This is a genomic window from Burkholderia sp. Bmkn7 (assembly GCF_041103175.1).
GTDB lineage: Bacteria > Pseudomonadota > Gammaproteobacteria > Burkholderiales > Burkholderiaceae > Burkholderia > Burkholderia cepacia.
The window spans coordinates 3113281-3133887 of the sequence record NZ_JBGCUH010000002.1 but is presented as its reverse complement, the minus strand read 5'-3'; the positions used below and the strand labels follow the sequence as shown (position 1 = coordinate 3133887).

At 66.0% G+C, this 20607-nt stretch carries 23 protein-coding genes; 14 read left to right on the top strand and 9 right to left on the bottom strand.

The genetic code is table 11. The features are described from left to right. The first annotated feature begins 59 nt into the window (after positions 1 to 59). From AB3K92_RS19945 to AB3K92_RS19935, 3 genes are all read left to right on the top strand, one after another. Positions 60 to 857 carry a hypothetical protein gene (locus AB3K92_RS19945; RefSeq protein ID WP_369465672.1) on the top strand — a complete coding sequence of 266 codons (798 nt, stop codon included), beginning with the start codon at positions 60 to 62 and terminating at the stop codon, positions 855 to 857. Between the two features lie 359 nt (positions 858 to 1216). Then, complete coding sequence (locus AB3K92_RS19940; protein WP_042976333.1) at positions 1217 to 1501, top strand: hypothetical protein; 285 nt, start codon at positions 1217 to 1219, stop codon at positions 1499 to 1501. 537 nt (positions 1502 to 2038) lie between these two features. Next, positions 2039 to 2194 (top strand): hypothetical protein, encoded by a 156-nt coding sequence (locus AB3K92_RS19935; protein WP_369465671.1) that lies wholly within the window; start codon positions 2039 to 2041, stop codon positions 2192 to 2194. An 86-nt stretch (positions 2195 to 2280) separates the two neighbouring features. Here AB3K92_RS19935 and AB3K92_RS19930 read toward each other — a convergent pair whose 3' ends face one another. Further along, positions 2281 to 2904: a hypothetical protein gene (locus AB3K92_RS19930; protein WP_369465670.1), complete on the bottom strand. Its 624-nt coding sequence runs from the start codon at positions 2902 to 2904 to the stop codon at positions 2281 to 2283. Between the two features lie 26 nt (positions 2905 to 2930). On the opposite strand from AB3K92_RS19930, the gene AB3K92_RS19925 reads away from it, so the two are divergent. From AB3K92_RS19925 to AB3K92_RS19890, 8 genes are all read left to right on the top strand, one after another. Then, complete coding sequence (locus AB3K92_RS19925; protein WP_369465669.1) at positions 2931 to 3290, top strand: hypothetical protein; 360 nt, start codon at positions 2931 to 2933, stop codon at positions 3288 to 3290. Between the two features lie 425 nt (positions 3291 to 3715). Continuing rightward, positions 3716 to 4834 (top strand): branched-chain amino acid ABC transporter substrate-binding protein, encoded by a 1119-nt coding sequence (locus tag AB3K92_RS19920; RefSeq protein WP_027789675.1) that lies wholly within the window; start codon positions 3716 to 3718, stop codon positions 4832 to 4834. A gap of 184 nt (positions 4835 to 5018) precedes the next feature. Continuing rightward, positions 5019 to 5945 carry a high-affinity branched-chain amino acid ABC transporter permease LivH gene (livH, locus tag AB3K92_RS19915; RefSeq protein WP_027789674.1) on the top strand — a complete coding sequence of 309 codons (927 nt, stop codon included), beginning with the start codon at positions 5019 to 5021 and terminating at the stop codon, positions 5943 to 5945. Positions 5946 to 5956: 11 nt separating this feature from the next. After that, a complete protein-coding gene (locus tag AB3K92_RS19910) occupies positions 5957 to 7228 on the top strand; it encodes a high-affinity branched-chain amino acid ABC transporter permease LivM (protein ID WP_042976328.1) in 1272 nt (423 codons plus the stop codon). Further along, complete coding sequence (livG, locus tag AB3K92_RS19905; RefSeq protein WP_059497127.1) at positions 7225 to 7998, top strand: high-affinity branched-chain amino acid ABC transporter ATP-binding protein LivG; 774 nt, start codon at positions 7225 to 7227, stop codon at positions 7996 to 7998. Before AB3K92_RS19910 ends, livG begins: the two co-directional genes overlap by 4 nt. Beyond that, entirely contained in the window at positions 7998 to 8699 is a 702-nt protein-coding gene (locus AB3K92_RS19900) for an ABC transporter ATP-binding protein (RefSeq protein ID WP_011694813.1), read from the top strand. Before livG ends, AB3K92_RS19900 begins: the two co-directional genes overlap by 1 nt. 245 nt (positions 8700 to 8944) lie before the next feature. Next, positions 8945 to 9220 (top strand): EamA family transporter, encoded by a 276-nt coding sequence (locus AB3K92_RS19895; RefSeq protein ID WP_226281415.1) that lies wholly within the window; start codon positions 8945 to 8947, stop codon positions 9218 to 9220. 66 nt (positions 9221 to 9286) lie between these two features. Next, a complete protein-coding gene (locus AB3K92_RS19890) occupies positions 9287 to 9637 on the top strand; it encodes a VOC family protein (protein WP_059698361.1) in 351 nt (116 codons plus the stop codon). Positions 9638 to 9664: 27 nt separating this feature from the next. On the opposite strand, the gene AB3K92_RS19885 is transcribed toward AB3K92_RS19890, so the two are convergent. The 3 genes from AB3K92_RS19885 to AB3K92_RS19875 all read right to left on the bottom strand — a co-directional run bounded on the left by AB3K92_RS19885 (position 9665) and on the right by AB3K92_RS19875 (position 12047). Then, complete coding sequence (locus AB3K92_RS19885) at positions 9665 to 10072, bottom strand: DUF2000 domain-containing protein (protein ID WP_021161420.1); 408 nt, start codon at positions 10070 to 10072, stop codon at positions 9665 to 9667. Positions 10073 to 10116: 44 nt separating this feature from the next. After that, complete coding sequence (locus AB3K92_RS19880) at positions 10117 to 10980, bottom strand: helix-turn-helix domain-containing protein (protein ID WP_369465668.1); 864 nt, start codon at positions 10978 to 10980, stop codon at positions 10117 to 10119. An 89-nt stretch (positions 10981 to 11069) separates the two neighbouring features. After that, positions 11070 to 12047 (bottom strand): AraC family transcriptional regulator, encoded by a 978-nt coding sequence (locus tag AB3K92_RS19875; protein WP_021161418.1) that lies wholly within the window; start codon positions 12045 to 12047, stop codon positions 11070 to 11072. A gap of 48 nt (positions 12048 to 12095) precedes the next feature. On the opposite strand from AB3K92_RS19875, the gene AB3K92_RS19870 reads away from it, so the two are divergent. Then, positions 12096 to 12845 (top strand): SDR family oxidoreductase, encoded by a 750-nt coding sequence (locus tag AB3K92_RS19870; protein ID WP_048024789.1) that lies wholly within the window; start codon positions 12096 to 12098, stop codon positions 12843 to 12845. 81 nt (positions 12846 to 12926) lie between these two features. On the opposite strand, the gene AB3K92_RS19865 is transcribed toward AB3K92_RS19870, so the two are convergent. Next, positions 12927 to 14228 carry an aspartate aminotransferase family protein gene (locus AB3K92_RS19865; RefSeq protein WP_369465667.1) on the bottom strand — a complete coding sequence of 434 codons (1302 nt, stop codon included), beginning with the start codon at positions 14226 to 14228 and terminating at the stop codon, positions 12927 to 12929. 78 nt (positions 14229 to 14306) lie between these two features. Between AB3K92_RS19865 and AB3K92_RS19860 the strand changes: the two genes are divergently transcribed. Continuing rightward, positions 14307 to 15191, top strand: a complete 885-nt coding sequence (locus AB3K92_RS19860; protein WP_369465666.1) for a LysR family transcriptional regulator — start codon at positions 14307 to 14309, stop codon at positions 15189 to 15191. A gap of 25 nt (positions 15192 to 15216) precedes the next feature. Here the strand turns inward: AB3K92_RS19860 and AB3K92_RS19855 are convergent, their stop codons facing one another. From AB3K92_RS19855 to AB3K92_RS19840, 4 genes are read right to left on the bottom strand one after another with little or no spacing between them, the layout of a single operon-like run. Continuing rightward, positions 15217 to 16662: an isochorismate synthase gene (locus tag AB3K92_RS19855; RefSeq protein WP_369465665.1), complete on the bottom strand. Its 1446-nt coding sequence runs from the start codon at positions 16660 to 16662 to the stop codon at positions 15217 to 15219. Further along, positions 16659 to 16964: an isochorismate lyase gene (locus AB3K92_RS19850; protein WP_021163799.1), complete on the bottom strand. Its 306-nt coding sequence runs from the start codon at positions 16962 to 16964 to the stop codon at positions 16659 to 16661. The genes AB3K92_RS19855 and AB3K92_RS19850 overlap by 4 nt, the downstream gene beginning before the upstream one ends. Beyond that, a complete protein-coding gene (locus AB3K92_RS19845; RefSeq protein WP_021163800.1) occupies positions 16961 to 17734 on the bottom strand; it encodes a thioesterase II family protein in 774 nt (257 codons plus the stop codon). The genes AB3K92_RS19850 and AB3K92_RS19845 overlap by 4 nt, the downstream gene beginning before the upstream one ends. Further along, positions 17731 to 19383, bottom strand: a complete 1653-nt coding sequence (locus AB3K92_RS19840) for a (2,3-dihydroxybenzoyl)adenylate synthase (protein WP_060323306.1) — start codon at positions 19381 to 19383, stop codon at positions 17731 to 17733. Before AB3K92_RS19840 ends, AB3K92_RS19845 begins: the two co-directional genes overlap by 4 nt. Positions 19384 to 19600: 217 nt before the next feature. Between AB3K92_RS19840 and AB3K92_RS19835 the strand changes: the two genes are divergently transcribed. Continuing rightward, on the top strand, positions 19601 to 20542 hold the full coding sequence (locus AB3K92_RS19835) for a helix-turn-helix transcriptional regulator (RefSeq protein WP_021163802.1): 942 nt from the start codon (positions 19601 to 19603) through the stop codon (positions 20540 to 20542). Positions 20543 to 20607: the final 65 nt, after the last annotated feature.

Sequence of the window (20607 nt, the reverse complement as noted above, 5' to 3'; positions counted from 1 at the left end):
TTTCCAACTAAGACGCGAACGGAATTGTTCTCGCCTCAATATCAGGAGTCTGAGAAGAGATGAGCGCTGGAATCGTAATTTATGGAACCGATCCGACTCAGGTCGAGTCCGCTCTGTCATTGGCTGAAAGCCTGTTTCGTCAATTTGGTGGAGAAGCAACTAAGGCGGTTTTTCTGGAATTCGTTGTCCGGAACCGAGAGAGATTTGCTGATGATCATGAAACGTCTATCGCTGAATTAAGGGGTAGGATTGCAGCTTGGGAGGTCGTTGAATTTCAGGTATATAACGACGAGGAAAATGGTGGCGTCCCAGTTATTTCATTTGGCCACAATGCTCCGGAATTTGAGGGGCTATCATTTGTTGATGTCCAGATAGGGAGGTCAATTGGCGAGGTGAGTGAAGAAATAGTGAAATTTATAAAGCATGCGGCCATTAATGTGAGATTTAAATACGCGATCGCTTACGATGCGGAAAATTCGTCGATTGCGTTCAAATATTCGACTGGTGTTAATCTGGTTGGAATTTTTCCTTTTGAAAATACATCTCTTTTCACCAGGGAGCTTCCTAATAGGTCGCCAGGGTCGGCGAGCTACGAAGGAGCAAAACTCAGGATGGTTTATCCCCTGAATGTTCTCAATGAAGAACATCTGGAGATTCGCGTCAACGATCTTTCATTGAAAGAATGGATCGGATCTGATTCTTCTCGAGGATCGTTGGAAAGCATTTCAAATGGCATGTGGATTTGGTCGGTCGATGCGACTGCTTTGCCCGAAGTCAACAACGCTTGCGGAGAGGCGGGAATATTGCTCGCCTGGCAAAAAGCGTCCACGAATAAGCCGGTGCGAAAGCTACCGTGAGCGCGTTTCCTGATTGGCGCGGATCGTAAGCGATTCGACCGATTCCGAATCACACGCCCGAAGGATGCGGTGGACGACTACACGCGCTACAGCGGCCGACTGTTTACCGCAATACTTGCGCGCTGTTGCCGAAGAAGATTCCGTACCGCGCGGCGACTGGCACACCGAGTATGGAGCTTTCTTATCGCTGCGGTACGGGTGGACGACTGGTATCTGCCGAGGTCCAAGACATCGAGAGCAACTACACATGCACTCACGTACGGGAGGCTGAGTCAGCCAGAATTGTGACGGTGTAGTGCTCGTGCCGTTGGCGCATGATCATGAGGATGGCGATCTAGCTTCTTTTTGGGGGTGCTCTGTTGAATCAGCTCGAACAGTACTACGCTGGTGACGATGTCTGGAAAAAATTCTCCGATCTTTTCGCGAAATACAAGGATTTGCCGGAGGTCCGAGATCTCGCCAAGGCTCTAAATGGGCACCTTGATCTTGCTTACACGATCTACTGGGTTGCCGGCCCGAAGTCGGCGCAGAAGTGGATAAGTTTGAACGTCCCGGCACTCGACAACATCCGCCCTATCGATTGCACTGACAACCCGGAGTTGATTAAGCGCCTGCGCGAATGTCTAATGCGGATGCCATCGTAACGACCACGGCAACCGCTATGCGCGTTCGCGTTAGGGGAAGCGCAGGCTCACCGCCGTACCGGTAGCGGCTATACGTGGCGCGTGGCCAAGGCCGAACCGTTTCAAATCGTCACGTGCTGATCAGTCGTGTCAGGGACGGATCGCGCTTGCGTCGATTTGCTCCCCATTGGCTTCGAGGCGCGCAATAAACCGAGGACTGACCAAGTCGCGTGCCTATCCCAATGGCTAACGTGCAGCTCAATACGCGTCGGTGATGGTCTAATAGGCAATGTCCAACTGATGATGATTGCGTGCACGCCGAGCGCGTGAATGGATGTGCCACACGCGCCGACTCCCTATCAAGGCACTGTATCCACCGAATACCAACAAAGAAGGATTCCGAACCACTAAAACGCCGCAGTAAACGAGCGCAGGCCGCAAGTGCTACCAACACTCACGACCCGCTAACCGCGGCCAACTAAGTGGGCGTTGCCCATGGCTAAGCCGAATCATAAAGCACGACCACCAAAGACGGAACGTTTCGTCACGATTTAGGAAATGTGGGGTACGCCGAAAACCGACCTCAAGCCGGAGAAGATCTTTCCGTACATGAAGATTGGTGGAATGTGGCTGATCAGCGATGCGTGTTTTGTCCCGGGCCGAAAGGCGCGAATCGATATTGAGCCCGGCAGGCTGATCATCACGCAGTTGTAAAAGGCAACGCCGCAAGATGCGGTCGCGCTGCGCGAACTCGCGCAGCGCGCCGGGCAGGGCAACCTAAGCCACCCGCGACGAGCGGATCACCAAGCGATATTGCAAGAAGACCGCGACGTCCCCGCACCGCCGGTAGCTGTGCAATGCGTCCCCGCTCCATTGTCATAGAACGTCCGCGTCTCCGGCTGTGGCACGGACGGATCGAACGGATTCGGTGCACCATGCGGCCCGCGCGGCGCGTCGTACGGCCGCTGCGCCGCATATGATCCGCCACTCCCCGCCGGTCGCGAGCCATTCGCCCGCAGGTATTCATTCCAGTTCTGCTCACGCTGCTCGTATCCAGGCACCGCGCGGCCAAAACTGTCGCTGCCACCCGCCCCGAGCGCGACCCGATTCGCGGGCAGCACCAACTCGGGTTCATGTTCCGACGAAGGCGGCGCTGCCACAAGCGCATCGCCCGTTACACGCAACGGCCGCGTATCCGGCGCATCGAAAGGACTACGCTCCACGGGCGCAGCGTACTGCGAGCGGCGGCGGTTCAAACGTGCCGTATGTCCATCATCGCGAATGGCGGCGCGCCGTTCGGAACGAAAGACATTGGCACCGGCCGACCGATCGGTCAGCGTATCGCGGCCCGACGCATTGGCGGTAGAAACAGAAAGCGCGCACGCGATCGCGGCGGCGGAGGAAAGGCGAAACGGATGATTCATGAGCGATCCCAATCAGGTGATGTGCAATGAACAAAACGGCAGATCACTGGCTGGCGGCTGGGCGACGGGCGGGCGTTGAAGTGGCCCTGAAGCGACTGCGAGGCGCGGTGGACGCGTCTCGCAGGAAGGCTGGCTGGATTGCAGAGGCGAATTCGTATTATTTCACATCAATAACAATCACCTTTCTAACGATCGAGAATCGTCGGCAAACAGAAGGATTGAGCGCCTCCACCCAACGCACTGCAATGGTGCTCACCAAACCAATCATCAGTCGATTGAAGAACGACGATGCGACCCTTTACAGCCCCGCCACGCACCACGAAAAATCGCCTATCACCCAATCCCAATCCCGACAAGGCACAGCGCCGAAAAACCCCCGCCAATAGCAACCAGATTGCACTCCCATCAAGCACCCCAGGGCCCCCAAGGTTGCGCCGTCATTGCTACCGACTGCCACAACCTCTCTACGTGTTTTCCCTCGGTAGACCGGCATTTTTGACAGACGATTTAAAAACGCCCATATAATTTCGACTGCCTTGCCAACGGCTGTCGGACCACCCCTCCGATCAAGCGGTTTGGCAAGCGGGGCAGGCGAAACGCTTGCGCAATGCAAGACGCATCACGATGTCTTTCCGAACCAGACGTCCCCTTCGGGGACTGCAAGAGCCGGGCCCCGCTACGCAACATTCCGCTGGAGTTCCGTCTTCTATGTGTCTCGGGCGTGTCCCATGTCCTCGCCCCGGGTGCTGTTCGATTGCGCAAGTCATGCCGCCTTTGCCCGTATGACTAAACAACATCGAGGAGCTCCCAGATGACGCTGTCCCGTCTTACGTCCATTTCCGTCGCCGCCGTGCTGTTCGCCGCCGGCGCGGCCACCGCGCAAGCGGAAACCGTGAAGATCGCCATCGCTGGTCCGATGAGCGGCTCGGTCGCCCAATACGGCGACATGGTGAAGGCCGGCGCGCTGACCGCGATCGAGCAGGTCAACGCAGCAGGCGGTGCGGGCGGCAACAAGTTCGAAGTGGTGATGATGGACGACGCATGCGAACCGAAGCAGGCCGTCGCCGTCGCCAACAAGATCGTCAGCCAGAAGATCAAGTACGTGATCGGCCACGTGTGCTCGGGGTCGACGATCCCGGCCTCCGACATCTACGAGAACGAAGGCATCGTGATGGTCACGCCGTCGGCCACCGCACCGCAGCTGACGGAAGGCAAGAAGCGTCACTTCATCTTCCGCACGATCGGCCGTGACGACCAGCAAGGCCCGGCCGCCGCGCACTTCATCATCAACAACGTGAAGCCGAAGAAGGTCGCGGTGCTGCACGACAAGCAGTCGTACGGCCAGGGCATCGCATCGTCGGTGAAGAAGGACCTCGAAGCCGCGAAGATCCCGGTCGTGCTGTTCGAAGGCATCAACGCCGGCGATTCGGACTACTCGGCGATCATCACGAAGCTGAAGTCGCAAGGCGTCGATTTCGTCTACTTCGGCGGCTACCACCCGGAAATGGGCCTGCTGCTGCGCCAGGCGCGCGAGCAGGGCGTGAAGGCCACCTTCATGGGGCCTGAAGGCGTGGGCAACAAGGACGTGACGGCAATCGCCGGCCCGGCCTCGGAAGGCATGCTCGTCACGCTGCCGGCCGACTTCTCCGCCGATCCGGCCAACGCGGCGCTCGTGAAGGCGTTCGCGGACAAGAAGCGCGATCCGAACGGCCCGTTCCAGATGCCGTCGTACGCCGCGGTGAAGATCATCGCCGACGCGATCGCCGGCGCGAAGACGACCGACCCGACCAAGGTCGCCGCGTACATGCACAAGACGACGTTCGACACGCCGATCGGCAAGGTCGCGTATGACGCGCAGGGCGACCTGAAGGCGTTCAAGTTCGTCGTGTACACGTGGCACAAGGACGCGACGAAGACCGCCGCCAAGTAATACGGAGTACCCGCCCACGCATCCGCCCTGTCCGAAACCCGGACGGGGCGGGTGTGCATTCGCGCCGCGCATGTCCCCAGTGCGCGGCCGGCAGGCGGCCCGAGACGACACCGTGCGTTGCGCGCGGCCGAATGCCGTGATCCGGCGCGGTACGCGACACAGCGCCAACGGGAGCTTCCCGCACATGACTGACTTCTTTCCGCAATTCGCCCAGCAGCTGGTCAACGGCCTGACGCTGGGTGCGATCTATGCGCTGATCGCCATCGGCTATTCGATGGTCTACGGCATCATCGGCATGATCAACTTCGCCCACGGCGAGATCTACATGATCGGCGCATACGTGGGCCTCGTCACCCTGACGGCCATCGGCATCTCCGCCGGTTATCCACTGCCGCTCGTGCTCGGCGCCGCACTGATCGTGTCGGTGATCGTCACCGGGCTGTACGGTTTCGCGGTCGAGCGTGTCGCGTATCGGCCGCTGCGCGGCGGCCCGCGCCTCGTGCCGCTGATCTCCGCGATCGGCATGTCGATCTTCCTGCAGAACTACGTGCAGATCGGCCAGGGCGCGCGCGACGTGTCCGTGCCGGTGCTGATCTCCGGCGCGTTCGACATCCATCTCGGCGGCGACTTCGACGTGACGATCCCGTATGCGCGCCTGCTGATCGTCTGCGTGACGGTCGTGCTGATGATCGCGCTCACGCTGTTCATCTCGCATTCGCGGATGGGCCGTGCCTGCCGCGCGTGCGCCGAGGACATGAAGATGGCGAACCTGCTCGGCATCGACACGAACCGCGTGATCTCGTTCACGTTCGTGCTCGGCGCGATGCTGGCGGCCGTCGGCGGCGTGCTGATCGGGCTGACGATCGGCAAGCTGAACCCGTATATCGGCTTCGTCGCGGGCATCAAGGCGTTCACCGCCGCGGTGCTCGGCGGGATCGGCAGCATCCCGGGCGCGATGCTCGGCGGCGTGCTGCTGGGCCTCGCTGAAACCTTCGCCGCAGGCTACATGCCGGCCGAGTACAAGGACGTCGTTGCGTTCGGCCTGCTCGTGCTGATCCTGCTCTTCCGCCCGACCGGCCTGCTCGGCAAGTCGGACATCGAAAAGGTTTGACGGAGACGCAGATGAGTACAGTCATTTCCGTTCGCCGCCCGGCCGCCGACGCTTCGTTCGGCCAGGCGCTGAAAAATGCCGTGGCCGCCGCGTTCCTGACGGCGATCCTCACGATTCCGGTGCTCGGGCTGCAACTGAAGCTCGACGGCTATCAGGTGGTGCTCACGCCGCACTGGCGGCCGGTGTGGATCGCGGTCGCGGCCGTGTTCCTGTTCCAGCTGTTCAAGCCGTGGCTCGTGCGCGCGAAATCGGCGGTGAAGCTGCCGGCGATGCCCGCGATGGGCGCGCGGCAGCAGCGCGCGGTCGTATGGGTGCTGCTCGCGGTCGGGCTCGTGTGGCCGTTCTTCGGCTCGCGCGGCGCGGTGGACGTCGCGACGCTCGCGCTGATCTACGTGATCCTCGGCCTCGGGCTGAACATCGTGGTCGGTTTCGCGGGGCTGCTGGATCTCGGTTATGTCGGGTTCTACGCGGTCGGCGGCTATACGTACGCGATGCTGAACCAGTACTTCGGGCTGTCGTTCTGGGAGTGCCTGCCGCTCGCCGCGATCGCGGCCGCGACGTTCGGCTTCCTGCTCGGCTTCCCGGTGCTGCGGCTGCGCGGCGACTATCTCGCGATCGTCACGCTCGGCTTCGGCGAAATCATCCGCCTGCTCGCGAACAACCTGACGAGCCTCACGGGCGGCCCGGACGGCATCTCGGGCATCCCGAAGCCGACCGTGTTCGGCTACGAGATGGCGCGCAGCGCGAGCGTCGAAGGCGCGAAGACGTTCCACGAACTGATCGGGCTGGAATACAGCGGCGACCACGTAGTGATCTTCCTGTACCTGCTCGCGCTCGTGCTGGTCGGCTTCACGCTGTTCGTCACGAGCCGCCTGATCCGCATGCCGATGGGCCGTGCGTGGGAAGCGCTGCGCGACGACGAGATCGCGTGCCGTTCGCTCGGCCTGAACCCGACGCGCATCAAGCTGTCGGCGTTCACGCTCGGCGCGGCGTTCGCGGGCATCGGCGGCGCGTTCTTCGCGGCACGCCAGGGCCTCGTGAATCCTGAATCGTTCACCTTCATCGAATCGGCGCTGATCCTCGCGATCGTCGTGCTCGGCGGGATGGGTTCGCAGCTCGGCGTGATTCTCGCGGCGATCCTGCTGACCGTGCTGCCGGAAGTCGCGCGCGGCTTCGCCGAGTACCGGATGCTGATCTTCGGTCTGGTGATGGTGTTGATGATGATGTGGCGTCCGCAGGGCCTGCTGCCCGCGAGCCGTCCCCACGTGGAGCTGCCGCGATGAGCGCACATGCAGAACTGTTGAAGGTCGCCGGGCTGCAGATGCGCTTCGGCGGGTTGCTCGCGGTGGACGGGATCGATTTCGACGTGCGCCGCGATGAAGTATTCGCGATCATCGGGCCGAACGGCGCGGGCAAGACCACGGTGTTCAACTGCGTCGGCGGCTTCTACAAGCCGACCGGCGGCGACGTCGTGCTCGACGGCCACGCGATCGCGGGGCTGCCGAGCCACAAGATCGCGTTGAAGGGCCTCGTGCGGACGTTCCAGAACATCCGCCTGTTCAAGTCGCTGACCGTCGTCGAGAACCTGCTCGTCGCGCAGCACCGCAAGGTGAAGGCGGGATTGCTGCCGGGCCTCTTCTCGACGCCCGCGTATCGCCGTGCCGAGAAGGACGCGCTCGAGCGCGCGGCGGTGTGGCTCGACCGGATGGGGCTGACGTCGGTCGCCAACCGGCCGGCCGGCACGCTGTCGTACGGGCATCAGCGGCGTCTGGAGATTGCGCGCTGCATGATCACCGAGCCGCGCCTGCTGATGCTCGACGAGCCGGCGGCCGGCCTCAACCCGCAGGAGAAGGTCGAACTGCAGCATCTGATCGACAAGCTGCGCCGCGAGTTCGGCGTGTCGGTGCTGCTGATCGAACACGACATGAGCCTCGTGATGGGTGTGTCCGATCGCATCCTCGTGATGGAGCACGGCCGGCCGATCGTGATCGGCACGCCGGAAGCGGTCCGCAACGACCCGCGCGTGATCAAGGCGTATCTGGGGGAAGAGTGATGCTGAAGCTGGAACAGGTCCATACGCACTACGGCGCGGTCGAGGCGCTCGCGGGCGTGTCGATCGAGGTGAACAAGGGCGAGATCGTCACGCTGATCGGCAGCAACGGCGCCGGCAAGACGACGTTGATGATGACCGTGTGCGGCACGCCGCGCGCATCGTCGGGCCGCGTGCTGTTCGAGGGCAACGACATCACCGCGATGTCGACGCACCAGATCATGCGGCAGGGGATGGCGATCTCGCCGGAAGGGCGGCGCGTGTTCCCGAGCCTGACGGTGCTCGAGAACCTGAAAATGGGCGGCTTCTTCGCGAGCCGTCACGAGATCGACGACGGCATCGAGCACGTGTTCAAGCTGTTTCCGCGCCTGAAGGAGCGCGCGACGCAGCGGGCCGGCACGATGTCGGGCGGCGAGCAGCAGATGCTGGCGATCGGCCGCGCGCTGATGAGCAAGCCGCGCCTGCTGCTGCTCGACGAACCGACGCTCGGCCTCGCGCCGCTCGTGATCGCGCAGATCTTCGACATCATCAGGACGATCCGCGACGAGGGCGTCACGGTGTTCCTCGTCGAGCAGAACGCGAACAAGGCGCTCGGTGTGGCCGATCGCGGCTACGTGCTCGAAACGGGGCGCGTGGTGCTTGCCGATACGGGCGCGAACCTGCTCGCGAACGACCGGATCAAGCAGGCGTACCTCGGCGGTTGATGAAGGAAGCCGCCGGCCTGCAACGGGCCGGCGGTCTACGCGAATGGTGTAGCCGATTCGGCTTCGATCGTAGTTGATCCGGCTACGCCTGGCGGCGACGCGAAACACCTCTATCGGCAGCCGTTCGACCTCGACCTCGATCTGCCGATGCCTTTTCTACCCTGGCCGATCCTGAACGTGCTTTTCAGCACGTCGCGCAAATGCAGCGCGGCGCGATTGCCGTCGTCCGTCAGCCGGATGTGTGGGTGTCCGTCGTGTGGCTGACGGTTTTCTCGACTTTCATCGCCTACCTGTCGTTGTGGGCGCTGCTCAAGCGCATGCCCGCGACGCGCGTGGCGACCCTCGTTTATCTCGAACCGCCGGTGACGCTGACCTGGGCCGCGTGGATGTTCGGCGACAGCATCGCGGTGTCGACCTATCTCGGCATCGTCGTCGTCGCGATCGGTGTGTGGCTGGCCGGCAAGCCAGGCGAGCGGGCCACCCGGGCCCGGCGTGCCAGGATGGAAGCGGCCGGGCGCTGATGCGCTGGTTGTGCACGCGATTCCGGTGTAGCGTCGCGGTACTGTCACGACCTGTGAAGGAATCCGATGAAGGTCAAACGGATCGTCGCCAATATCGACACACGATCAGTCGACGACGCAAAGCGCTTCTATCAGCGGATCTTCGGCCTCGACTTGCTGATGGACCACGGCTGGATCGCAACCTATGGCAATGCCGAGCAGATGGACGTGCAGATCAGCTTCGCATCGCAGGGCGGGGCGGGTACGCCGACGCCCGATCTGTCGATCGAGGTCGACGACGTCGACGAAGCACTCGCACGCGTGCATGCGGCCGGGATTCCCGTCGAATACGGCCCGGCTGACGAGCCTTGGGGCGTGCGGCGGTTTTACGTGCGCGATCCGTTCGGCAAGCTCGTCAACGTGCTCGCGCATCGTTGATCCGGGATGCGGGGGCTGCCGGGGTGTTCACGTATGCAGCGCCAACCCCTTCACGGCCTTGTCGACCGCCTTCTTCGGCCCGCGCAACGCCAGCCCGACGAGGTCGGGATGCTCGGCATCGCCGGCACGAAAGACTTCGCGGTTGGCCGCGTCGTGCCCGGTCGAAAACATCGCGTGCACGTAGGGCACGATCGTGAGTTCGCGCGACAGCGCCTGCCGGTGCGCGGCCTGCAGGCCGTTCAAATCGGCGGCGAACACCAGCATCGGCTGGCCCAGCATGCGGCCGTAGCGGCGTCCCGCCGCATCCTCGTAAGGCTCGCCGAGCGCTTCGGGCGCTTCAGCCGCGACGCCCGTCGCGAGAAACGCGACGACATTGAGTTTCTGCCACGCCGCGAGATCGTCGCGCACGATCAGCGCCACCTTGGTATCGAACATGATTGCTCCTCGTTGAAGCGCACATGATCGGATGCCGCGTGCGATCAGTCTGGAACGTTTGTGCACATCTGCCGGTACGCAGCCGGCGTGATCCGGTATGCGCGGCGGAACCAGCGGCCGAGGTGGCTCTGGTCGGCGAAGCCGACGTCGGCAGCGACCTGTGCGGGCGTGCGGCCGGCGGCCAGCAGGCGGCGCGCGGCGCGTAGCCGCACGCGCACCAGGTATGCGTGCGGCGACGTGCCGTACGCGCGCTGGAACAGCCGCGTCAGCCGGAACCGGTCGATCCCGGTGAGATCGACGAGTGCATCGAGGCCGATATCGTCGCTCATGCGCGCATGCAGCAGATCGCGCGCGCGGGCAATCGCGGGCGCGACGGCATGGCCGCTGCTCTCAAGCGGGGCGCGCAATTCGCCGCCGAGCCGCGTCAGCAGGCGGTCGAGCGCCTGGTCGCGTGCGAGCTTGCCCTCGTTGCCGTGGAGCGCGACGAACGCCTGCCGGATCGTGTCGACGAGGCCGCGATCGTCGACCAGCGTGTGGCCGAACGCGGCTTCGACGCCGCCGAAGCCCGGCAGGTCCAGCCGGCGTGCCGCTCGCTCGACCCATGCCTGCGGGAGGTACAGCATTCCGTACGTGAAGCCGCCGGCTTCGGGCGCGTGGCCATCGTGCAGCGCGCCCGGCTCGATCAGGATCGCGCGGCCCGGCACGCTCGTATGCACCGACCGGTGGCACTGGAATTGCTGCACGCCCTGTTCGGTGAAACCGACCAGCATGTCGTCGTGATCGTGCGCATCGTATGCATGGCCGCTGAAATGCGCATGCAGGCTCTCGATGCCGGTGTCCGCATCGCGCCGAGCGACGAGCCAGTGGTCGCGCGTGTCGTTGCCGTTCGTCGCCGTGTCCCTCTCCATCGCTCGTTTCGTGCCGCGTCGTGACGTGTCCTGCAGTGTACGCCGATGCCGCCCGCTCACGCGCTGCCGGATGCCCCGGCCGCGGCCATTCACGCGTCGTTCGTCGTCGCCTGTTCGTCGCGCGCATATTGCGCGGGCGGCCGGCCGACGTGCCGCGTGAACGCGACGCTGAACGTGCTGGCCGAGCTATAGCCGACACGCCCCGCGATCTCCGCGATACGGCCCTCGTTGCGCCGGAGCAGGTCCTTCGCGAGCGCCATGCGCCATGTCAGCAGGTATTCCATCGGTGCGACGCCGACCGCGCGGCTGAAGCGTTCGAAGAACGTCGAGCGCGACAGCGCGGCTTCCTTTGCCAGCTCGACGACCGTCCAGGGGTGCGCGGGACGTTCGTGCATCCGCCGGATCGCGGCTGCGAGGCGGCTGTCGGCAAGCCCGCGCACGAGGCCGGGCGACGCGTTCGTGCCGGACGTGAAGCGCAGCGCCTCGATCAGCAGCACTTCCAGCAGGCGCGCCAGCACGATCTCGCGGGCCGGCCGCTGCGCACGCGATTCGTCGCGCACCAGTTGCACGAGCGTGGTCAACCGCGGTTCGCCGCGCACGTGCACGAATTGCGGCAGGAGCGACACCAGCAGCGATGCATCGGGCGAACCGAAGCTGCAGTTGCCGGCCATCATCCGCGTGTCGACCGGGTTGGCGGCGTCGCCGATCCGGTATTCGCCGTGGTCGAGCGCGACTGGCGGCGCGGTTTCGACGCCCGGTGCCGGTGGTTCGAGGCTCGACATCGCGACGCCTTGGGCCGCCGGAATCAGCATGAAGTCGCCGGGCAACAGTTCGATCGGTGCGTGCCCGTCGATCGCGATCCGGCACCCGCCGTCGAGGATCGCGCAGTAGAACGGTTCGCCGGCGACCGTGCGGCTGATCGCCCACGGGCTCGCGCCGCGCACGTACTTCGAGTACCGCGCGCCCGGTTGCAACAGCGTCACGACTTCGGTCAGCGGGTCGATCATCGCCGGACTCTCGCAAAAGAAAAGCGGATTTTCGATTGTAGCGAATACGGATCCGGCCATCTATCGTACGAACACCTGCCCGACACATGACACATCACAGGAGTTCACATGAAGACCGTACTGATCACCGGCTGTTCCTCCGGCTTCGGCCTCGAGATCGCCCGCCATTTCCTGGCTCGCGACTGGCAAGTCGTCGCGACGATGCGCACGCCGCGCGAAGACGTGCTGCCGCCGTCGGCCAACCTGCGCGTGCTGCCGCTCGACGTGACGAACGCGGACAGCATCCGTGCTGCGATCGACGCGGCGGGCCCGATCGACGTGCTCGTCAACAACGCGGGTTTCGGCGCGGCCGCGCCGGCCGAGCTCATGCCGCTCGATACGGTGCGTGCGCTATTCGAGACCAACACGCTCGGCACGATCGCGCTCACGCAGGCCGTGCTGCCGCAGTTTCGCGCGCGCGGGGCCGGGGTGGTCGTGAACGTCACGTCGAGCGTCACGTTGAAGGCGTTGCCGCTGGTCGGCGCGTACCGCGCGAGCAAGGCGGCGGTCAATGCGTACACCGAATCGATGGCGGTCGAGCTCGAACCGTTCGGCGTGCGCGCGCATCTCGTGTTGCCGGGCCGGGCGCCCGACACGCGCTTCGGCGACAACGCGCGCGCGAACATGCATGGCTTCGAGCATGAAGCGTATGCGGAGTTTGTCGGGAAGGCCGTCGCGCGGATGCTCGATGCATCGGGGCCGATCACCCATGCGCAGGACGTCGCCGAAGCCGTATGGCGGGCAGCGACCGATCCGTCGAGCCCGATGCGCATTCCGGCCGGCGCGGATGCCGAGGCGTGGGCGGCCGAGGCGCGTTGATCGATCGGATATTCGTCGCGCCGGTCGGTCGAGCCGGCGCGACGGAATGCGTGATGCGGGGAAGGGCGTTACCGCGCGCCGTTACAACGCCCGTTCGATCGCCTGCCCCAGCAGCGACAGGCCAAGATCGATCTCCTCCTCGCTGACGGTCAGCGGCGGCGCGATCCGGAACACGCCGCCCATGCCGGGCAACTGCACGATGTTCATGCTGAGCCCGAGGTTCATGCATTCGCGCGTGATCTTCGCGCCGAGCCCGTCCGCCGGTTCCTTCGTCCGGCGATCCTTGACGATCTCGACACCGAGCAGCAGCCCGCGCCCACGTACGTCGCCGATGCAGTCGAACCGTTCCATCAGGTCGAGCAGGCCGCGCCTGAGCCGGTCGCCCATCACGTTCGCCCGTGCGATGAGCCCGTCGCGCTGCACCACGTCGAGCACGCGCAGGCCGACGGCCGCCGGCAGCGGGTCCGACACGTGCGTCGTGTAGAACAGGTAACCGAGTTCGTGCGCGCGTTCCTCGATCGCCGCGGACGTCACGATCGCCGCGAGCGGCAGCCCCGCGCCGAGCGTCTTCGACAGCGTCAGGATGTCGGGCGTCACGCCGTCGCGCTGGCACGCGAACATCGTGCCGGTGCGCCCGACGCCTGTCTGCGCCTCGTCGAGGATCAGCAGCATTCCGCGTTCCTCGCACTTGCGCTTGAGCGCCGCCATATAGCCTTCCGGCAGCTCGATGATCCCGCCTGAACTGAGGATCGGCTCCGCGATGAACGCGGCAAGGTTGCCGCTCGACTGGCGGTCGATCAGGTCGAACGCGTAGTCGAGTTCGGCGAGATAGTCGTACGTGCCGTCGCGCTCGAAGCGCGGCCGGTACGTGAACGGTGCCGGGATCGCGAACGAGCCGACGGCGGCCGGGCCGACGCCCTTGCGGCCGGCACTGTACGTGGCCGATGCGGCGGCGCCCGTCATCCCGTGCCACGACTGCGCGAAGCCGACGATCTCGTACTTGCCGGTGACGAGCTTCGCCATCCGGATCGCCGCTTCGTTCGATTCCGCGCCGGTGCTGAGCAACAGCGCGCGATCGAGCCCGTCGGGCGTGATGTCGGCGAGGCGTGTCGCGAGGTCGACGACCGGCCGCGACAGCATCCCGCTGAACAGATGGTCGAGCTTGCCCGCGTATTCGCCGATCACGGAGACGATCTCCGGATGGCTGTGGCCGAGCACCGCGCTCATCTGCCCCGACGTGAAATCGAGGATCGCGCGGCCGTCGGCGTCATAGACGAAGCTGCCTTTCGCGCGCTCGACGATCATCGGCTCGAACGTGCCGCCGTAGCGGACCAGGTGCTGCCTGGCGTTGCGCCAGAAGGTCGGGTCGTCGTTCAGGGACATCGGGCATCTCCGGGCAAAAGGGCAGGGGGCGCTTGCAGTCTAGGCGTGTGTCTGGTTTGATGGAAACGAATAGTTCTTATGCAAGGTAGAAAAGGAGCTAATACCTTGGGGCTTTCGCTCGAAATCGACCTGCTGCGCTCGTTCGTCGTGATCGCGGAGGTGCGCGCGCTCAGCCGCGCGGCCGCGCGTGTCGGCCGCACCCAGTCCGCGCTGAGCCAGCAGATGAAGCGGCTCGAGGAGGCCGTCGACCAGCCGCTGTTCCAGCGCACCGGGCGCGGCGTGGTGCTGACGCATCCGGGCGAGCGGCTGCTCGTGCATGCGCAGCGCATCCTGCGGCTGCACGACGAGGCGATGGCCGACCTGTGCGGCACGGGGTTGTCGGGGACGATCCGCTTCGGGTGCCCGGACGATTACGCGCAGGCGTGGCTGCCGTCGCTGCTGCGGCAGTTTTCGAGCCAGCATCCGCAGGCGATCGTCGAGGTCGTGTGCGGGCCGACGCCGCGTCTCGTCGAACAGCTGGAGAAACGCGCGGTCGACCTGGCGATGATTTCATTGCCGGACGACGGCGCGAACGACGACATCATTCGCCGCGAGCAACTGGTCTGGATCGGCTATCCGGGGCTGGAACCCGGGCATTTCGATCCGCTGCCGCTTGCGTTGTCCGATCGCGACACGCTCGACCACATCGCGGCCTGCGAGGCGCTGGAGCGCGCCGGCCGTCATTACCGTGTCGCATACGCGAGCAGCAGTCTCGCGGGGCTGATCGCGCTGGTGCGTTCGGGGCAGGCGTTCGCGGTGATGACGCAGACGGCGGTACCGGCCGACCTGGCGATCGTCACCGGCGATCCGCGCCTGCCGCCGTTGCCCGCCGTGGGCATTACGCTGAAGTTCGATCGCAAGCGGCCGTCGCACCTGACGGCGGCGTTCGCCGAGCATATCCGGCTCACGCTGCCGCTGTTGTGATGCGTGCGGCCGCCGCGCCGCGGCGTCACTCGACCGTCGACGAAGCCGACACCCGTGCCGGGTCATGCGCATCCGATGCCGCCTCCACCCCCACATCACGCACGCGGATCGCCGCCTGCATGCCCGACAACTTGAGTTCGGTCTCCTGATATTCGTTGACCGGTTCGGAATCGGCGACGATGCCGCAGCCCGCGAACAGCCGGCAGGCCCCGCCGTCGACCAGCGCGGAGCGCAGCGCGACGATGAAGTCGCCGTTGCCGTGCGCGTCGATCCAGCCGACGGGCGCCGCATACCAGCCGCGATCGAATCCTTCATGCGCGCGGATGTGGTCGAGCGCCGCGTCGCGCGGATGGCCGGCCACCGCCGGCGTCGGGTGCAGCGCCGCGATGACCTGCAGGAGCGTCGCGTCCGCGTTCAGCGTCGCGCGGATCGGCGTGCTCAGGTGCTGCAGCCTCGGCAGCCGGTGCAGCGACGGTTCCGCGGGCACGTCGAGCGCGCGCGACAGCGGCGTGAGCGCGGCGCGGATCGCGTCGACGACGAGCGCGTGTTCGAGCCGCTCCTTGGCGGAAGCCATCAGGGCCGCGCCGAGTGCCCGATCGTCGTCGGGCGTGGCGCCGCGCCGGATCGTCCCGGCCAGCGCATGCGTGCGCACGTTGCCGGCCGCGACACGCGCGAGCCGTTCCGGCGTGGCGCCGACGAAGCAGGCGCCTTCTCGGCGAACCGCGAACAGGTGCGCGTGCGCGTCGCGCTTGCGCAGCCGGCGCAGCAGCGGCGCGATGGCAACGGGCCGCGCGTATTGTTCGAGCACGTCGCGCGCGAGCACGACCTTGCCGAATGCGCCGCCGTGGATCGCGTCCACCGCGCGCCGGACTTCGTGCTGCCATTCGCTCGCCTGCAGCGCCTGCGTGTGCAGCAGATGCGGTGCAGCGTCGTCGCGGGCGGGCGCGAGCGAGCCGAGCGACTCGATGCGCGCGAGACACGCATGCGCGAGCGCGGCCGGATCGTCGTGCGCGGCGACGACATGCTGGCAGACGGCCCAGTGCGCGTCGCCTTCGCGCACGATCAGCAGCGTCGCCACCGTCATGCTGGCGTCGGGAAACGGCGCCCAGTGCGCGCTGCGCGCGCCGCGCGGATCGAACCGGAAGCCGCCGACGGCGCGCGGCGGCTGCGGGCCGGCCGTCACGGCATCGCGAACGAGCGTGCGCCAGCGCGCATCGATCTGCGCGAAGCGCGTATCGCCGGTGGCGGTCAGTTCGAGCGCGCTGTCCCAGCCGAACAGCGTGACGGATGTATCACCGGCTTCGTGGAAGAACCACGGCGTGGCCCCGTCGTCCCACGCGGCGATCAGGTCGAAGAAGTCGAGCGGCCGCACCGGCACCGACACCGACGCGAGCGTCGGCGTGCCGGTGTCGGCGGCGCGGCGGGCTGCACGGGCGAACGTGTCGTGCAGCAGCGGGAGGCCGGCGTTCATGCGAGCCCCCGTTGCCGGCGCCAGTGCTGCGTTTGCTGCGCGATGTACCACGCGATCAGGCCGGCGAACAACGTTTCGACGTAGTCGCCGTCGAGGCCCGCCTGTTCGGCCCAGCGGCGCCGGTCGGGCAGCATCGCGGCCACTCGTTCCGGCGCGGCGATGCTCGCTTCGTCGGGCTTGAAGCGCGATGCGGCCTTCACGTACTGCATGCGCCGGCCGAGTGCGTCGATGATGTCGGCGTCCAGGCGATCGATGGCTTCGCGAATGTCGGGCAGCCCCGTGCAGGCGTCCGGTGTTTTCATGTGTACTCCTTTCCGTAACGAAGGGATTGGTCGATCCGTTCGACCAGGTGCGCGATCAGCGCCGGGTACTGGTGCCGCAGGTAGAAGTGGTCGCCGCTGAACGTCTCGATGCGGATCGGGCGCGACGCGACGTCCTGCCACGCGTGCGCTTCGTCGTCGTCGAGCTCGGAATCGGCAAGCGGCAGCATCACGCCGAGCGGCGTGTCGAGCCGCGGCGGCCGGTCGCGGCGATACGTCTCGATCGCACGGTAGTCGTGGCGGATCATCGGCAGGTAGATCGCGCGCATCTCCGGATCGGCGAGCAGCGCGGCGTGCTCGCCGGACAGCCGTGCGACATCGGCCACGAGCGCGTCGTCGGATTGCAGGTGCAGATCGGACAGGCGCTGACGATGCGGCGGCGGCAACGCGGATACGGCCAGGTAAAGCGGCGCCGCGCCGCGCGCCTCGAGCCGCACCGCCACCTCGTACGCGAGCGCCGCGCCGAGGCTGTGCCCGAACAGCACGAGCGGCGCGTGCGCATAACGTTGCAGCGCGTCGGCGGCGGGGCCGGCGAGGGCGTCGATCGTCGTCAGGCACGGTTCGCCGAAGCGCTCCTCTCGGCCCGGATACTGCAGTGCGAGCAGGTCGACGTCCCATGGCAGCGCGCGGCTCCAGTTGCGAAAGAAATTCGCGGTGCCGCCTGCATGCGGGAAACACACGAGCTGCGCGCGCGGGCACGGCGACAGGCGCAGCTCGCGGATCCAGTTCGAACCGGTCGGTCGCGCGCTCATGCGGCCGCCGCCTGCAACTGGCGGCGCAGCAGGTCGCGCAGCGACTTCTTGCTGGTCTTGCCGATGCCGGTTTCCGGGAAGCGCGGCATGAACTCGATGCGATCGGGAATCTTGAAGGCCGCGAGCCCGCAGTCGCGCAGGTAGCGTTTCAGCACCAGCCTCGACGGCGCGGGTGCGCGTGCGACGACGAACGCGCACGTGCGCTCGCCGAGCAGCGGGTCGGGCATCGCGACCACCGCCGCGTCGTGCACCTGCGGGTGCGCGAGCAGCAGGTTCTCCACTTCCTCGGCAGAGACCTTCTCGCCGCCGCGATTGATCTGGTCCTTGTCGCGGCCTTCGACGACGAGGTCGCCGTCGGCGGTGCGCCGCACGCGATCGCCGCTGCGATAGAAGCCGTCGGCCGTGAACGCGGTTGCATCGTGCCCGGCGAGCCGGTAGTAGCCGCGTATCGTGTACGGACCGCGCACCTGCAGTTCGCCGATCTCGCCCGGTGCGACCGGTTCGCCGGTTTCGTCGACGATGCGTACTTCGTCGCCGTCCGACACCGGGCGGCCCTGTGTATGCGCGATTCGTTCAGGTGAATCGTCGAGCCGCGTGCAGCAGATGAGCCCTTCGGCCATCCCGAACACCTGTTGCAGCCGGCAGCCGAGCACGGGCGTCACGCGCGCGGCGGCGTGGTCCATCAACCGCGCGCCGCCGACCTGCAGCACGCGCAGGCTCGACAGGTCGGCCCGGCGCTGCGGCTGTTCGTCGAGCCACAGCAGCGCGAGCGGCGGCACGAGCGCGGTATGCGTGACGCGTTCCTGCGCGATCAGCGCGAAGCTCTGTTCGGGCTCGGGCCGCCCGGTCGCGACCACGCGGCCGCCCGCGAGCAGCGCACCGATCGTGCCGGGGCAGCACAGCGTGAAGTTGTGCGCCATCGGCAGCGCGGCGAGGTAGACGGTGCCGGCGTCGAATCCGCTCGCGACGCTGCACGCGCGCACGTTGTACAGGTATTCGCGATGGCGGCGCGGGATCAGCTTCGGCGTGCCGGTCGTGCCGCCCGACAGCTGGAAGCACGCGATGTCGTCGGCGCGTGCCGCGCATTCGCGCAGCGGCGGCGCGTCGTACAGCGCGTCGAATGGTGTGAACGCGTGATCGTCGCCGTCCATCACGACGTGCTCGAGCGTCGGGCAGTCGGCCTGCAATGCGGCCGCGAGCGGCCGGCAGTCGAACTCGCCGAGTCGTGCCGCGCACAGATACGCGCGCGCGCCGGCGAAGCGGCAGAACGCGCCGATCTCGTAGTGTCGGTGGGCGGGCAACGCGAGCACCGGCCGCACCCCGAGCTGGAACAGCGCGAAGCAGGTTTCGATGAAGCGTGCGCCGTTCGGCAGATGGACGACGACCGCGTCGCCGCGCACCAGGCCCAGACGCGCGAGGCCGCCCGCAAGCCGGCGGATGCGCGCCAGCAGGTCGCGATAGCTGAGCCGGCAGGTGCCGTCAACGACCGCGAGCGCGTCGGGGGTGCGCTGCGCTTGCGCGTCGAGCGCCTCGAAGAACGTCGTGTCCTGCCAGTAGCCGGCGTCGCGATAGCGGTGTGCGAAGTCGTCGGGCCAGTCGGGCGCGTCGGCCGGGATGGCCGGCGCCACGGAGGGAAGGGAGGAGTGCATGCGCTGACCTTGGGTTCCGGCAAGTTGTCAAAAAATGTAAATGAGAGGTATTATCATTTGTAACAAGTGCCGCGATAACGTCGTTTCTTTCGATATCGCGGCAATTTCATTCGATCGGGCGCCTGCCGCGCGGCGCCCGCCCGGCCCGGCCGGAGAATCGGCCGGTTGCCGCCGGCGCGCGCCGGGCCGCGCGTGCCGCCTAACCAACGGACCTCCGATGAGCTCGACCTCCTTCGCTTCGTCACGACGTCACCCGCCGGTGCTCGTGCCCGGCAATCATCCGGGCGTGGTGCACATCGACGCGGGCATGAAACTCATGAGCGGCACGCTGTGCTCGGACAGCCGCGACTGGTACGAGGAGCCGCTCGAAAAAGGGCTGAAGCTCGTCCTCGTGCAGAGCGGGCAGTTGCGCTGCCGCGTGCCGGGCCAGCCCGAGCAGTGCATCAAGGGGCCGGGCCTGTGCGTGATCGCCAACGACGGCGAGTTCACGACGCACCAGATCTACGACCGCGACGTGCCGCTGCGCTACACGATCGTGCAGCTCGGCCTCGATGCGCTCGACCGCAACCTGAGCCTGTTGCCGGAGAAGATGCTCGCGCCGACGGGCGGCGATCCGCGCATCGTCAGTTGCCCGGCATCGAAGGCGCTGCAGGCGCTCGCGGTGCAGATCGCGACGTGCCCGTTCGAGGGCGCGGTGCGCGAGTACTACCTGAAGGCCAAGGCATTCGAGCTGACCGCGCTGAGCGCGCAGCTGCTGGCGACGCAGCGGCAGTTCGCGCCGGCCGATGTGCGCGTCACGTCGTCGGACGTCGAGCGCGTGTACGCGGCGAGCGACATCCTCACGCGCGAGCTCCAGCAGCCGCCGACGCTCGATGCGCTCGCGGGCCGGGTGGGGATGAATTCGCGCAAGCTGACGGCCGGCTTCCGCAAGGTGTTCGGCACGAGCGTGTACGCGTACCTGCAGGAATACCGGCTGCGGACCGCGCACGCGATGCTGTGCGCGGAGGACGCGAACGTGTCGACCGTGGCGTACCGCGTCGGCTACAGCCCCGCGCATTTCTCGATCGCGTTCCGCAAGCGCTACGGCATTTCGCCGAGCGACATTCGCGCATCGTCGAACGCGATCGACGATGCCGAACTGGAGAGCGCGGCAATCTAAAACAACTGACCGGCCGCCTAAAGCAATCGACCGGGCTCATGGGCGTGAATGAGATAGATTCTCAT